Raw genomic sequence first — 14321 nt, 5'->3', positions numbered from 1 at the left:
CGGCGGTACCTGGCGGTCAATGGGGTACCCCAGGCGAATTTCGCGGGGTGAGCGAGGTTTATCCGGCCTACCTGGCCCTCCCAACGAGGATGTCCCCATGAAGCGTACCGCCCTGATCGCCCTGATGATGTTCGCCGCTGCACCCGTATTCGCCAAGGATCTGTGCGCGGTCCAGCTGCAGAAGCTGGACGATGCCAGCAAGATGAAGACCAACATGATCGGCCCGGGCAGTTCCCAGGCCCAACAGATCGCCAGCTTCCGCAAGAGCGCCATGGAGGCCCAGAAGGCCGGCGACGAGAAGAAGTGCATCGCCCAGGCCAACCAGGCCCTGACCATGCTGCGTCAGCCGGGTGGCGAGGGCAACTAACGCTCAAGCCCGCTAGTGAGAGAGGCGCGCTCCCCCGGGATCGCGCCTTTTTACTGTCTATGCATCCAGTCGTGATATGCTGGGAACCTTCCTTTCTCGACTGGAGAATTCCGCCATGGCCAAGGCCAAGCGTCTCTACGGCTGCACCGAATGCGGCGCCACCTTTCCCAAGTGGGCGGGTCAGTGCGGCGAGTGCGGTGCCTGGAACACCCTGGTGGAAACCGTCGTCGAGACCTCGGCCGTCCCTTCCGGTCGCGCCGGCTGGGCCGGGGCACAGGCGACCATCAAGACCCTGGCCGAGGTCAGCGTCGAAGAAACCCCGCGCTTCACCACCGACTCCACCGAACTCGACCGGGTGCTGGGTGGTGGCCTGGTGGATGGCTCCGTGGTGCTGATCGGCGGCGATCCCGGCATCGGCAAGTCCACCATCCTGCTGCAGACCCTCTGCCACCTGGCGGCGCGCATGCCGGCACTCTATGTCACCGGCGAGGAATCCCAGCAGCAGGTGGCGATGCGCGCTCGACGCCTGGGGCTGCCGGAAGACAAGCTCAAGGTCATGACCGAGACCTGCATCGAGACCATCGTCGCCACCGCCCGCCAGGAAAAGCCGCGGGTCATGGTGATCGACTCCATCCAGACCATCTTCACCGAACAGCTGCAGTCCGCTCCCGGCGGTGTGGCCCAGGTGCGCGAGAGCGCGGCCCTGCTGGTGAGATTCGCCAAGCAGACCGGCACCGCCATCTTCCTGGTCGGCCACGTCACCAAGGAGGGCGCCCTGGCCGGACCGCGGGTACTCGAGCACATGGTCGACACCGTGCTCTATTTCGAGGGCGAGTCCGACGGCCGTCTGCGCATGCTGCGAGCGGTCAAGAACCGCTTTGGTGCGGTCAACGAACTGGGCGTGTTCGGCATGACCGACAAGGGCCTCAAGGAGGTCTCCAACCCCTCGGCGATCTTCCTCAACCGCGCCCAGGAAGCAGTGGCCGGCAGCGTGGTCATGGCGACCTGGGAAGGCTCGCGGCCGATGCTGGTGGAGGTGCAGGCCCTGGTGGACACCAGTCACCTGGCCAATCCGCGCCGGGTCACCGTGGGCCTCGACCAGAATCGCCTGGCCATGCTGCTGGCGGTACTGCACCGCCACGGCAGCATTCCCACCTACGACCAGGACGTCTTCATCAACGTGGTCGGCGGGGTCAAGGTGCTGGAGACGGCGGTGGATCTGGCGCTGATGTCGGCGGTGATCTCCAGCCTGAGAGACCGCGCCCTGCCGCATGACCTACTGGTGTTCGGCGAGATCGGCCTGTCCGGCGAGATCCGCCCGGTGCCCAGTGGCCAGGAGCGCCTCAAGGAAGCCGCCAAGCACGGCTTCAAGCGCGCCATCGTACCCAAGGGCAATGCCCCCAAGGATCCGCCGCCCGGTCTGCAGGTGGTGGCCGTGACCCGCCTCGAGCAGGCGCTGGATGCGCTCTTCGAGTAGCCTTGGGCGGCATTTGTAATATTTTTTAAAACTCTCGGTGGGGCAGGGTGGTCTATCAGGCGCTTCCACGAACCCGGATACCTGCCATGCCTCGTCTGCTCCCGCTTTCCCTGTTCCTTGCCGGCCTTGCCACCAGTGCCCTGGTGCAGGCCGCCGATCCCAGCAGCTCCGCCCCGGCCAGCCTGGAGGTGGATCAGCTGGAGTGGCAGCATGCCGACGAAGGCAGCGTCTTCAACTGGGATCTGGAAGGCTGGGCCCTGGGCGGCGGCGCCAATCGCCTGGATTTCCGCAGCCAGGGCGAGCGTACCAACGGCCACACCGAGCAGGCCGAGGTGCAGGCGCTCTGGGGACACAGCCTGGCCAAGGGCTGGGGCAGCGTGGCCGGCATTCGCCAGGATTTCAAACCCGGCTCGCCACAGACCTGGGCGGCCCTGGGCATCCAAGAGCACGATCCCGAGGATCTCGACATCGAGATCACCGCCTTCTTCGGCGAGAACAGCCAGACCGCCCTGCGCCTGGAAGCCGAATACGACTGGGCCCTGACCCAGCGGCTGATCCTCCAGCCCCATACCGAGCTCAACTTCTACGGCCGCAACGACGAGTCTCGCGGCCAGGGCGCCGGCTTTGCCGAAAGCGAGGCGGGCTTGCGCCTGAGATACCAGGTGACCCCGGAGGTCGCGCCCTATGTCGGCGTATCCTGGAACGCCACCCACGGCAATACCGCCGCCATGGCGCGCGAAGAGGGCGAGGACACCCACGACGCGCGCCTGGTGGTGGGTCTGCATCTGGAGTTCTAAACCTCATTGGGCTTCGCTGCGCTACGAGGCTAATTTCGCCGTCGGTTGGGTTGAGACAGCCTCATCGTCGAAGCCCAACAGCCAGGGCTGAACTCGCCCTGTTGGGCTTCGCTATCGCTCAACCCAACCTGCGAAGCTACCGATACCGTAGGTTGGGTCGAGACGGCTTCATCATCGAAGCCCGACAGCCAGGGCTGAACTCGCCCCGTTGGGCTTCGCTTTCGCTCAACCCAACCTGCGAAGCTACTGATACCGTAGGTTGGGTTGAGACGGCTTCATCATCGAAGCCCGACAGCCAGGGCTGAACTCGCCCCGTTGGGCTTCGCTATCGCTCAACCCAACCTACGAAGCTACCGATACCGTCGGTTGGGTTGAGACAGCCTCATCATCGAAGCCCGACAGCCAGGGCTGAGCTCGCCCCCTTGGGTTTCGCTTTCGCTCAACCCAACCTACTGCTTAGGTCGCTCAAGGCGTGCCCAGTGCCGCCAGCTCGCGCTCCAGCAGGGTCTCGTCGCCCAGGTTCAGCTCCACCAGGCGGCGCAGGTGGCTGATGGAATCCAGGTCGATCTGGCGGCAGGCGAAGGCCAGCTGCTCGGGAGTTTCCCGCACCAGCTCCACGCCCATGGTCACCTGGGCCTCGTCGTTGAGCAGGATGCGCAGTTCATAGGCGGCGCTTGGCTGGGCCGACCAGTCGGCGGGTCGTGCCAGCAGCACACCCTTGAGCGAGATGTCGTCCACGGGCGCCGCCCACTGGCGCTCACCCTGGTGCAACTGCGCAGGGGCATCGAAGGTGAAGCGGGTAAAGCGGCGACGCTCGTTGGTGTCGTTCATGGAAAGGCTTCCTGAGGTTTCCTGATCACTGTAGACGACCGTGGCCGTCCCGTATCGACTGCGCCTGGAAGGGTAGCCGGCTGCGGCCAGCGGAGCCACAGCGAGGGCGCTCATTGGTCGCCAGGGTGCGAGCAGTGGCCTTTGTCAGAAGCTGGACGTGCCCTCTGGGCGCCAGCCGTACTCGCGCGCATGGCGGACCAGGTCGGCCGGCTTCTGGATGTCCAGCTTGCGGCGAATGCTCAGGCGATGGGTCTCCACCGTGCGCACGCTGAGCCCCAGCTGCTGGGCCATGGTCTTGTTGTTGAGGCCCTGAGCCATCAGCAGCAGCACCTGGCGTTCCCGCGGGGTGAGGTCGCCCTCGCTGGCGCCTCCTTCACCCAGGCGGGCGGCGATGGCGCTGCTGTAGAAGCGCCCGCCGACCGCCAGGGCTTCCACCGCGGCGATGATCTCCTCCGAGGGTGCATCCTTGAGCACATAGCCGGCCGCGCCGACCCGCAGCGAGGTGCTCACGTACTCGCGATTGTCGTACATGCTCAGGATCAGTACCCGGGCGCGGGGCGCGCGCTCGGCGATCAGGGCGGTCAGCTCCAGGCCGTTGATGTCCTTGAGGCCGATGTCCACCAGCAGGATGTCCGGATCGAGGCGCGCCAGCAGTTCGAGGGCCTCCGCGCCGCTGCCGGCCTCGCCGACCACGACGAAGCGCTCGATGGTGCCCAGCAGCGCCCGCACGCCGGCGCGGACCAGGGCATGGTCGTCGACCAGGAGGATGCGGATGGGCGTCATGTCGGGCTTTCCTCGTCGGCCGGGAGGTCCGAGCGTAGCAGAACCACGTCGAGGGTCGTGCCACCGGGTCCGGACTGGATGGCGCAGCGACCCCCGAACAGCTCCACGCGCTCGCGGATGTTGCGCAGGCCGATGCCACCGCTGAGGCGCTCCACCTGGCCGGTATCGAAGCCGCGGCCGTCATCGTGCACGGTCAGGCAGATCCAGCGACCGCGTCGTTGCAGGTCGATGACCACGCGCCGGGCCGCGGCGTGGCGCTCGATGTTGGTCAGGGCCTCCTGGACGATGCGAAACAGGGCGACGTCCATGTCGCCGCCGGCGGGATTGTCGTCCAGGGTCTGTCGATAGTCCACGTCCAGGCCGCTGCGCTGGCGGAATTCCTCCACCAGCTGGCCGAGCGCGGCAGGCAGACCGAGGGTGTCCAGCAGGGAAGGGTGCAGGTCGTGGGAGATGCGGCGGATCTCGCCGATGGCGGCGGCCAGGCGCTGGGTGCCCTCGCGCAGGGTCTCGCCGGCACTGGGCCTGCCCGCACCCAGCTCGCGGCTGGCCAGTTCGAACTGGAACTTGATGGACACCAGCAACTGGCTGATGCCGTCGTGCAGCTCGCGTGACAGCCGCGACCTTTCCTCTTCCTGGGAGGTGATGAGGCGTTGGGTCAGCTGCTTGAGCTTGCGATCGGCCAGGCGGTGCTCGCTGACGTTGAGCGTCAGGCCGCCGGCGAACACCAGCAGCACCGCCACCAGGGCCACCCCGGCGCTGGCCAGCAGGGTGGTGCGGATGCCGGCGGCCACGTCGTGGCGGACCTGGGCGAGGGCGGCGTCCACGTCGTCCAGGTAGAGGCCGGTGCCCAGCACCCAGCCCCAGCGTTGCAGCTGGGTCACGTAGGCGAGCTTTTCCGCCATCTGGCCGCTGGAGGGTTTCTGCCAGCCATAGCGCTGGAAGCCATCGCCTTCCCGGGCGCTCCTGAGCAGCGCCTGGATGACCAGCAGGCCGGTACCGTCGGTCAGTTGCCAGAGATCCTGGCCGACCAGTTCGGGCTGGCGCGGATGCATGAGATTGTGGCCATGCTGGTCGTAGACGAAGAAGTAGCCGTCGCTGCCGAAATTCAGACTGGCCAGCAGCGCCAGTACCCTGGCCTTGGTTTCCTCGTCGTCGCGACCGCTGCCGTACAGCGGCTGGATGGCACTGACGCCCATCTCCACATAGTTGCGCAACTCGGTCTTCTTGCTGCCGAGGATGCTGTGTTCGAGCAGCCGGGCCTGCTGCTCGCCCAGGCGCTGGCTCTGTTCCAGTACCACCAGGCAGACCGCGGCCACCGCCAGCAGCAGGGGCAGCAGTCCGAGGGCAACCATCTTGTATTTGAGCTGCATCGGCACCTGTCCGGACTGTCCGCTACGTAGAACTACGTAGCGGGCCTTGGGTAGTTCTGCGAATTTCGCTGTCGCGTCGAGCCGCCGATAGTAATATGGCTCCGCTATGGGCTCTCAGAGCCTGTTCAAAGGCTGCTGCGCGTCGGCCAAACGGCGTTGAAAATGGCTTCGGAATGCTCATTTACCACTCGTAAACTCCGCTTCCTCAGCCATTTTCGCCTTGTTTGGCTCTAGCTCGCGAGACTTTGAATAGGCTCTCAAACAATAACAAGTATCGCCGCGGCCACTGGCGCGCGGCAGGAGAACAAGCATGACCCGAATGGCCAGCCATCTAGCCTGGTTCGCCGTTGCCGTACTGGGCGCCTTCGCGCTGGGTACCGTGGCGCTGAGTCGAGGCGAAGCGATCAACGCCCTCTGGATCGTGGTCGCCGCCGTGGCGATCTACCTCGTTGCCTACCGCTACTACAGCCTGTTCATCGCCACCAAGGTGATGGGGCTCGACGCCAAAAGGGCCACGCCTGCCGTCCTCAACAACGATGGCCTGGACTACGTCCCCACCAACAAGCACATCCTCTTCGGCCACCACTTCGCCGCCATCGCCGGCGCCGGTCCGCTGGTCGGCCCCGTGCTCGCCGCCCAGATGGGCTATCTGCCCGGCACCCTCTGGCTGATCGCCGGGGTAGTCTTCGCCGGCGCGGTCCAGGATTTCGTGGTCCTGTTCCTCTCCACCCGCCGCAACGGGCGCTCCCTGGGCGACATGGTGCGCGAGGAGATGGGGCGCATCCCCGGCACCATCGCCCTGTTCGGCTGCTTCCTGATCATGATCATCATCCTCGCGGTGCTGGCGCTGATCGTGGTCAAGGCCCTGGCCGAGAGTCCCTGGGGCATGTTCACGGTGATCGCCACCCTGCCGATCGCCATGTTCATGGGCGTCTACATGAGATACATCCGCCCTGGTCGCATCGGCGAGATCTCGCTGGTCGGCGTGGTGCTGCTGCTGGCCTCCATCTGGGCCGGTGGCGTGGTCGCCGCCGATCCGGTGTGGGGTCCGGCCTTCACCTTCACCGGCGTGCAGATCACCTGGATGCTGATCGGCTACGGCTTCGTCGCCGCCGTACTGCCGGTCTGGCTGGTGCTGGCGCCGCGTGACTACCTGTCCACCTTCCTCAAGATCGGCACCATCATCGCCCTGGCCATCGGCATCCTGGTGACCATGCCGATGCTCAAGATGCCGGCCCTGACCCAGTTCGTCGACGGCACCGGTCCGGTATGGAAGGGCACCCTGTTCCCCTTCCTGTTCATCACCATCGCCTGCGGCGCGGTGTCCGGCTTCCATGCCCTGATCAGCTCGGGCACCACGCCCAAGCTGATCGCCAAGGAAACCCACGCTCGCTATATCGGCTACGGCGCCATGCTGATGGAATCCTTCGTCGCCATCATGGCCATGGTCGCCGCCTCGGTGATCGAGCCGGGCGTCTACTTCGCCATGAACAGCCCGGCCGCCGTGGTCGGTGCCGACGTGGTGTCGGTAGCTGCCAAGATCAGCACCTGGGGCTTCGTGGTAACGCCCGAGATGCTGCAGGCCACCGCCACCGAGATCGGCGAGCACACCATCCTGGCCCGTGCCGGTGGCGCTCCGACGCTGGCGGTGGGCATTGCCCAGATCATGCACAACGTGCTGCCGGGCGAGAACACCATGGCCTTCTGGTACCACTTCGCCATCCTGTTCGAGGCGCTGTTCATCCTTACCGCAGTGGACGCCGGCACCCGCGCCGGGCGCTTCATGCTGCAGGATCTGCTGGGCAGCTTCGTGCCGTCCCTGAAGCGCACCGACTCCTGGACCGCCAACGTCATCGGCACCGCCGGTTGCGTCGCCCTCTGGGGCTGGCTGCTGTACCAGGGCGTAGTCGATCCGCTGGGCGGCATCAACACCCTCTGGCCGCTGTTCGGCATTTCCAACCAGATGCTCGCCGGTATCGCCCTGATGCTGGGTTCCGTGGTACTGATCAAGATGAAGCGCCAGCGCTATGTCTGGGTCACCCTGGTGCCGGCCGTCTGGCTGCTGATCTGCACCACCACCGCCAGCCTGATCAAGCTGTTCGATTCGAATCCGGCGGTCGGCTTCCTGGCCCTGGCCAAGAAGTACAGCACCGCCATGGCCCAGGGGCAGGTGATCGCCCCTGCCAAGAGCATGGAACAGATGCAGCACATCGTCTTCAACGCCTACACCAACGCCACCCTGTCGGTGCTGTTCCTGGTGGTGGTGATGAGCATCCTGTTCTTTTCCATCAAGGTCGGTCGCGCCGCCCTGGCCAAGCCCGAGCGCAGCGACCGCGAGACCCCGTTCCAGCCGGCTACGGGCGTTTAAAGGAGAGTCCTCATGTTCAATGACCTGGGTCGCATGGGTAAGTACCTGGGGCAGGCCGCCAAGATGCTGGTGGGCATGCCCGACTACGACACCTATGTCGAGCACATGCGCGGCAAGCACCCGGACCAGCCGGTGATGAGCTACGAAGCCTTCTTCCGCGAGCGCCAGGAAGCGCGCTACGGTGGCGGCAAGTCGGGCGCCATACGCTGCTGCTGACCCAGGGTCACTCTCAGAACCTGTTCACGAGCTGCTGCGCGTCGGCCAAACCGCGTTGAAAATGGCTTCGGAATGCTCATTTACCCTTCGTAAACTCCGCTTCCTCAGCCATTTTCGCCTTGTTTGTCTCTAGCTCGCGAGATCGTGAGCAGGTTCTAAGGCCGGGCTCCATGCCCGGCCTCTTTCTGTCTGGAGTTTTCCATGCGTGAAGCTATTCCCGTAACCGTCCTGACCGGCTTTCTCGGCGCCGGCAAGACCACCCTGCTCAAGCACATCCTGCAGGCCGAGCACGGCCTCAGGATCGCGGTGATCGAAAACGAATTCAGCGCCTTGGATGTCGACGGCGAACTGCTCGAAGACGCCGGCGCCGTGCAACTGATGAAGGTGGCCAACGGCTGCGTCTGCTGCACCGGCAGCAAGGACCTGGCCTATGCCCTGACCGTGCTGCTGGAGCGGCTGGACAGCGGTGAGCTGGACTTCGAGCGCCTGGTGGTGGAGTGCACGGGTCTGGCCGATCCCGGTCCGGTGGCCCAGACCTTCTTTACCGACGAGCTCTTGCGCGAGCGTTATCTGCTCGACGGGGTGCTGACCCTGGTGGACGCCGTCCACGCCAGCGAGCAACTGAGCGATCCGCTGCTGCAGGCGCAGATCGGGTTCGCCGACCGCCTGCTGCTGACCAAGCTCGACCTGGCCGAACCGGCGGCCGTCGAGGCGCTGGAGAACCGCCTGCAGCGCATCAACCGCCGCGCGCCAATCCGCCATGTCGACCATGGCCGCATCCACCTGGCCGAGTTGCTGGACATCCGCGGCTTCAACCTGCACGACGAAGACCTGGCGCCGCCCACGCTGTTTCGTCCGCTGCGACCGGTATCGGAAGCCGTCAGTCTCACCGAGCGCATCCAGTCCATCGCCATCCGCGAGTCGCGTCCCTACGACCAGGACAAGATCGGCAAGGTTATGGAGATGCTGCTCGACACCCTCGGCTGCGACCTGCTGCGCTACAAGGGGCTGCTCAACATCGCTGGCGAGGAGCGCCGCCTGCTGTTCCAGGGCGTGCAGCAGATCTATGCCGCCGACTGGGAACGCGACTGGGCGCCGGACGAGGAGCGCGAAAGCCGCGTGGTGCTGATCGGCATGGACCTGCCGGAAGAGCGCATCCGCGCCGCCTTCGAGCGGGCGGTGGCCAAGACCTAGGGACTTACTCGGTGGACTGGCCAGTGCGACTGGCCAGCCGCTCCAGGGCCGCCTTGAGCTTGGGGTCGCGGATGCCGGCCGCGACTTCGCGCAGGCTGTCGGCGCCCACCTGACTGACCTGACGCAATGGCCGGGTACGGGTGGCGACGCCAGGACTTGGCTGCATCTTGAACTGCAGGCGCAGCAAGCCGGCGAATTCCGGTGCCTGCTGCAGCAGTCTGAGCAGGCGCCGCTGCTGATAGCGCAATCGCGTCGCCCAGTGGGCGTCGTTGACCACCAGCAACAGCGTGCCCTCGCGCCAGCTGGCCACCCGGCAATGAGGTCGGGCGGCGGGTTGCAGCTGCTCTTCCAGCAACTGTTGCAGCCGTCCCAGCCGCTCGGCCTCGCGAAACAGCGCCTTGAGCGGTTTGGCCTGGCGCAGCAGGGCGGCGGGAGCGACGGCGGAGAGGGGGCGAAAGGCCATGCGCAGGACTCGCGATGGGCGAAGAGAGGACGCCGATGGTAACAGATCGCTCTGGCGTCCTGGCGGCCGGGGGGCCGTCGTTCTTTCCTCATCGGCATTTCCGAGTAGAATGCCCGATTACCATCGCGGGACACCGCGGGTTTCAACCCCCGCGCCCAGGCGTCTGGCCAGGCTCTGCAGAGGCCTTGCCGCCCGTTTCGCTCCCCTCATTCCAGCGGAAGAATTCCAGTCGATATGTTTGCGCCTTTGTTGAAGAAATTCTTTGGAAGCAAGAACGAACGAGATGTCAAACGCCTAGGCAAGGTCGTGGTGGCCACCAATGCGTTGGAATCCCAGATTGCCTCCCTGAGCGACGAGCAACTGCGCGCCAAGACCGAGGAATTCAAGCAGCGCGTCGCGCAGGGCGAGTCCCTCGACGTGCTGATGCCCGAGGCCTTCGCCGTGGTCCGCGAGGCCGGCAAGCGGGTCATGGGCATGCGTCACTTCGACGTCCAGCTGATCGGCGGCGCCGCGCTGCACGAAGGCAAGATCGCCGAGATGCGTACCGGTGAGGGCAAGACCCTGGTGGGCACCCTGCCGGTCTATCTCAATGCGCTGTCCGGCAAGGGCGTCCATGTGGTCACGGTGAACGACTACCTGGCCCGCCGCGACGCCAACTGGATGCGGCCGCTGTACGAGTTCCTCGGCCTGTCGGTCGGCATCATCCTGCCGTTCCAGCCGCCGGAAGAGAAACGCGCCGCCTACGCCTCGGACATCACCTACGGCACCAACAACGAATTCGGCTTCGACTACCTGCGCGACAACATGGCCTTCAGCATGGCCGAGAAGTACCAGCGCGAGCTGAACTTCGCGGTGGTCGACGAGGTGGACTCCATCCTCATCGACGAAGCCCGGACCCCGCTGATCATCTCCGGCCAGGCCGAAGACAGCTCCGAGCTCTACCAGAAGATCAACCTGCTGATCCCGCGCCTGCAGCAGCACATCGAGGAAGAGGAAGGCAATCCGACCCAGGTCGGCCACTACACCATCGATGAAAAGACCCGCCAGGTGGAGATCACCGAGCTGGGTCACCAGTTCATCGAGGAGATGCTCACCGAGACCGGTCTGCTGGCCGAGGGCGAGAGCCTCTACTCCGCGCACAACCTGGGCCTCCTGACTCACGTGTTCGCCGGCCTGCGCGCCCACACCCTGTTCCATCGCAACGTCGAGTACATCGTCCAGCAGGACCAGGTGCTGCTGATCGACGAGCACACCGGCCGGACCATGCCGGGCCGCCGCCTCTCCGAAGGCCTGCACCAGGCCATCGAGGCCAAGGAAGGACTGCCGATCCAGCCCGAGAGCCAGACCCTGGCCTCGACCACCTTCCAGAACTACTTCCGCCTGTACAACAAGCTCGGTGGCATGACCGGTACCGCCGACACCGAGGCCTTCGAATTCCGCCAGATCTACAACCTCGACGTGCTGGTGATCCCGACCCACCGCGAGATCGCCCGTAAGGACTTCAACGACCTGGTCTACCTGACCCAGGCCGAGAAGTACCAGGCCATCATCGAGGACGTGAAGCAGTGCCAGGCCGAAGGCCGTCCGGTGCTGGTGGGTACCGCCTCCATCGAGAGCTCCGAGTACGTCGACCAGCTGCTGACCCAGGCCGGCATCGAGCACAAGGTGCTCAACGCCAAGTACCACGAACGGGAAGCCGAGATCATCGCCCAGGCCGGTCGTCCGGGCGCCGTGACCATCGCCACCAACATGGCCGGTCGTGGTACCGACATCCTGCTCGGCGGCAACTGGGAAGTGGAAGTCGCGGCCCTGGAGAATCCCACCGAGGAGCAGATCGCCGCGATCAAGGCCGCCTGGCAGGCGCGCCACAAGCAGGTCATCGATGCCGGCGGCCTGCACGTGATCGCCTCCGAGCGCCACGAATCCCGGCGGATCGACAACCAGCTGCGCGGTCGTGCGGGTCGCCAGGGCGACCCGGGTTCCAGCCGCTTCTACCTGTCGCTGGAAGACAGCCTGATGCGCATCTTCGCCTCCGACCGGGTAAAGAACTTCATGAAGGCCCTGGGCATGCAGGGCGGCGAGGCCATCGAGCACCGCATGGTCACCAACGCCATCGAAAAGGCGCAACGCAAGGTCGAAGGCCGCAACTTCGATATCCGCAAGCAGCTGCTGGAATACGATGACGTGGCCAACGAGCAGCGCAAGGTGATCTATCACATGCGCGACACCCTGTTGGAGAACGAAGACGTCGGCGACACCATCAAGGGCTTCCGCGAGGAGACCCTGACCCAGGTGGTCAACGAGCACATCCCGCCGCAGTCGCTGCCCGAGCAGTGGGACGTTCCCGGCCTGGAAGCCGAGATCTACAGCGTCTTCGGTCAGCAACTGCCCATCGGCCAATGGCTGGACGAAGACGACAAGCTGTACGAGGACACCCTGCGGGTGAAGATCCTCGAGCAGCTCGAAGCGGCCTACCTGGAAAAGGAAGACATGGCCGGTCGCGAGGCCCTGCGCAACTTCGAGAAGCAGATGCTGCTGCGGGTGGTCGACGACCTCTGGAAGGACCACCTCACCACCATGGATCACCTGCGTCACGGCATCCATCTGCGCGGCTACGCCCAGAAGAATCCCAAGCAGGAATACAAGCGCGAGTCCTTCAACCTGTTCCAGGAACTGCTGGACAGCATCAAGCGCGACACCATTCGCGTGCTGTCCCACGTCCAGGTACGCCGGGAAGATCCGGCCGAGGAAGAGGAGCGCATGCGCCGCGAGGCCGAAGCCCTGGCCGAGCGCATGCAGTTCCAGCACGCCGAGGCGCCTTCGCTGGTCGACCCCGAGGTGCTCGAGGATGAGCAGGGCGAAGACACCGTGGTGCCCTTGCAGCCCCAGCGCAATGACCAGAAGATCGGTCGCAACGAGCCGTGCCCCTGTGGCTCCGGCAAGAAGTACAAGCAGTGCCACGGCAAGCTCGACTGAGGGCCGGCCCGGGCAGCCGTGGCGACGGCAACCTGTCGGCATAGCCGCCGACAGGTTGTAAACTCCACCCGCTAGGCTGTCTGCGCCCCTTGCCCAGGCTGGGCGAGGCGGGCGCGGGAAGGCTGCTTTCCACGCCGCGACCGGTTTTCCGCTCGCGGCGTTTCCTTTTCTTTCACTGGAGTTTTCCCATGGCTGTCGGTCTCGGTCCGCTCTCCACGCTGCACCCGGTTCCCGGTTTCGAACTCGGTATCGCCTCCGCCGGCATCAAGCGTCCCGGGCGCAAGGATGTGGTGGTGATGCGCTGTGCCGAAGGCTCCAGCGTGGCCGGGGTCTTCACCCTAAACGCCTTCTGCGCCGCGCCGGTGATCGTCGCCCGCCAGCGCTTCGCCGGTCCCGTGCGCTACCTGCTGACCAACACCGGCAACGCCAACGCCGGTACCGGGCAGCCCGGTCTGGCCGCGGCCGAGCGCACCACCAAGACCCTGGCCACCCTGGCCAGCGTCGGCGAGGAGGCGGTGCTGCCGTTCTCCACCGGGGTGATCGGCGAACCGCTGCCGGTGGAAAAGATCGAAGCCGCGCTGCCGGCCGCCCTGGCCGATCTGGCCGAGGACAACTGGGCCGCTGCCGCCACCGGCATCATGACCACCGACACCCTGCCCAAGGGCGCCAGCCGTCAGTTCCAGGTGGACGGCGCCACCGTTACCGTGACCGGCATCAGCAAGGGCGCCGGCATGATCAAGCCGAACATGGCGACCATGCTCGGCTATGTGGCCACCGACGCCAAGGTCGCGCGGGGCCTGTTGCAGGATCTGCTGGCCGATGCCGCCAACCGCTCCTTCAACCGCATCACCATCGATGGCGACACCTCCACCAACGACTGCTGCATGCTGGTGGCCACCGGCCAGGCGGCCATGGCGGAAATCACCCAGCCCAGCGGCACGGCCTTCGAGCAGCTGCGCGATGCGATCTTCGCGGTATTCGCCGAACTGGCCCAGGCCATCGTGCGTGACGGCGAGGGTGCCACCAAGTTCGTCACCGTGCAGGTCAATGGTGGCGGCAATGCCCAGGAGTGCCTGGACGTCGGCTATGCCGTGGCCCATTCGCCGCTGATCAAGACCGCGCTGTTCGCCTCCGACCCCAACTGGGGCCGCATCCTCGCCGCTGTCGGCCGGGCTGGCGTGCCCCAGCTGGATGTCAGCCTGATCGACGTCTTCCTTGGTGGCGTGCAGATCTGCCAGCAGGGCGGTCGCGCGGCCACCTACACCGAAGAGCAGGGCGCGCGGGTCATGGCCCAGGCGGAGATCGAGATCCGCATCGAGCTGGGTCGCGGCAGCCACAGCGAGACCATCTGGACCACCGATCTCTCCCACGACTATGTGAAGATCAACGCCGAGTACCGTACCTGACGGCTACCCGGCGCCTGGGCGTCCGCTCCGGCGGGCGCCTGCGGCGGTCCTCGCGGGCCGCATCGTTTCGAGG

General features: G+C 65.7%; 12 protein-coding genes. 8 read left to right on the top strand and 4 right to left on the bottom strand.

What is annotated here, in order from left to right; genetic code table 11:
* The first annotated feature begins 97 nt into the window (after positions 1–97).
* From PVZ77_RS04310 to PVZ77_RS04300, 3 genes are all read left to right on the top strand, one after another.
* Entirely contained in the window at positions 98–367 is a 270-nt protein-coding gene (locus tag PVZ77_RS04310; RefSeq protein WP_133862128.1) for a hypothetical protein, read from the top strand.
* Positions 368–482: 115 nt separating this feature from the next.
* Positions 483–1844: a DNA repair protein RadA gene (gene radA / locus PVZ77_RS04305; protein WP_017639095.1), complete on the top strand. Its 1362-nt coding sequence runs from the start codon at positions 483–485 to the stop codon at positions 1842–1844.
* 86 nt (positions 1845–1930) lie between these two features.
* On the top strand, positions 1931–2641 hold the full coding sequence (locus PVZ77_RS04300) for a copper resistance protein B (protein ID WP_158895664.1): 711 nt from the start codon (positions 1931–1933) through the stop codon (positions 2639–2641).
* A 465-nt stretch (positions 2642–3106) separates the two neighbouring features.
* Here the strand turns inward: PVZ77_RS04300 and PVZ77_RS04295 are convergent, their stop codons facing one another.
* The 3 genes from PVZ77_RS04295 to PVZ77_RS04285 all read right to left on the bottom strand — a co-directional run bounded on the left by PVZ77_RS04295 (position 3107) and on the right by PVZ77_RS04285 (position 5625).
* Positions 3107–3472 carry a PilZ domain-containing protein gene (locus tag PVZ77_RS04295; protein ID WP_273810023.1) on the bottom strand — a complete coding sequence of 122 codons (366 nt, stop codon included), beginning with the start codon at positions 3470–3472 and terminating at the stop codon, positions 3107–3109.
* Positions 3473–3616: 144 nt separating this feature from the next.
* A complete protein-coding gene (locus tag PVZ77_RS04290; protein WP_273810022.1) occupies positions 3617–4255 on the bottom strand; it encodes a response regulator in 639 nt (212 codons plus the stop codon).
* Positions 4252–5625, bottom strand: a complete 1374-nt coding sequence (locus PVZ77_RS04285) for a cache domain-containing protein (RefSeq protein ID WP_273810021.1) — start codon at positions 5623–5625, stop codon at positions 4252–4254. The genes PVZ77_RS04290 and PVZ77_RS04285 overlap by 4 nt, the downstream gene beginning before the upstream one ends.
* Before the next feature lie 310 nt (positions 5626–5935).
* Here PVZ77_RS04285 and PVZ77_RS04280 point away from each other — a divergent pair, with 310 nt between their 5' ends.
* The 3 genes from PVZ77_RS04280 (at position 5936) to yjiA (ending at position 9403) form a co-directional block, all read left to right on the top strand.
* Positions 5936–7993 (top strand): carbon starvation CstA family protein, encoded by a 2058-nt coding sequence (locus tag PVZ77_RS04280; RefSeq protein ID WP_273810020.1) that lies wholly within the window; start codon positions 5936–5938, stop codon positions 7991–7993.
* Between the two features lie 12 nt (positions 7994–8005).
* Entirely contained in the window at positions 8006–8209 is a 204-nt protein-coding gene (locus PVZ77_RS04275) for a YbdD/YjiX family protein (RefSeq protein WP_007162682.1), read from the top strand.
* Between the two features lie 201 nt (positions 8210–8410).
* Positions 8411–9403, top strand: a complete 993-nt coding sequence (gene yjiA / locus PVZ77_RS04270) for a GTPase (protein ID WP_273810016.1) — start codon at positions 8411–8413, stop codon at positions 9401–9403.
* A 4-nt stretch (positions 9404–9407) separates the two neighbouring features.
* Here yjiA and PVZ77_RS04265 read toward each other — a convergent pair whose 3' ends face one another.
* Positions 9408–9866 (bottom strand): DciA family protein, encoded by a 459-nt coding sequence (locus PVZ77_RS04265; protein ID WP_273810014.1) that lies wholly within the window; start codon positions 9864–9866, stop codon positions 9408–9410.
* Between the two features lie 234 nt (positions 9867–10100).
* Here PVZ77_RS04265 and secA point away from each other — a divergent pair, with 234 nt between their 5' ends.
* Together secA and argJ are read left to right on the top strand one after the other, a co-directional pair.
* Complete coding sequence (gene secA / locus PVZ77_RS04260) at positions 10101–12842, top strand: preprotein translocase subunit SecA (RefSeq protein WP_187981174.1); 2742 nt, start codon at positions 10101–10103, stop codon at positions 12840–12842.
* A gap of 188 nt (positions 12843–13030) precedes the next feature.
* The gene (gene argJ, locus PVZ77_RS04255; RefSeq protein ID WP_273810012.1) at positions 13031–14248 is read left to right on the top strand and encodes a bifunctional glutamate N-acetyltransferase/amino-acid acetyltransferase ArgJ; all 1218 of its coding nucleotides are present in this window, start codon (positions 13031–13033) and stop codon (positions 14246–14248) included.
* Positions 14249–14321 lie beyond the last annotated feature (73 nt).

Source organism: Pseudomonas sp. SHLD1 (assembly GCF_028640935.1).
Taxonomy (GTDB): domain Bacteria; phylum Pseudomonadota; class Gammaproteobacteria; order Pseudomonadales; family Pseudomonadaceae; genus Chryseomonas; species Chryseomonas aestiva.
This window is presented reverse-complemented; position numbering and strand designations above follow the sequence as displayed.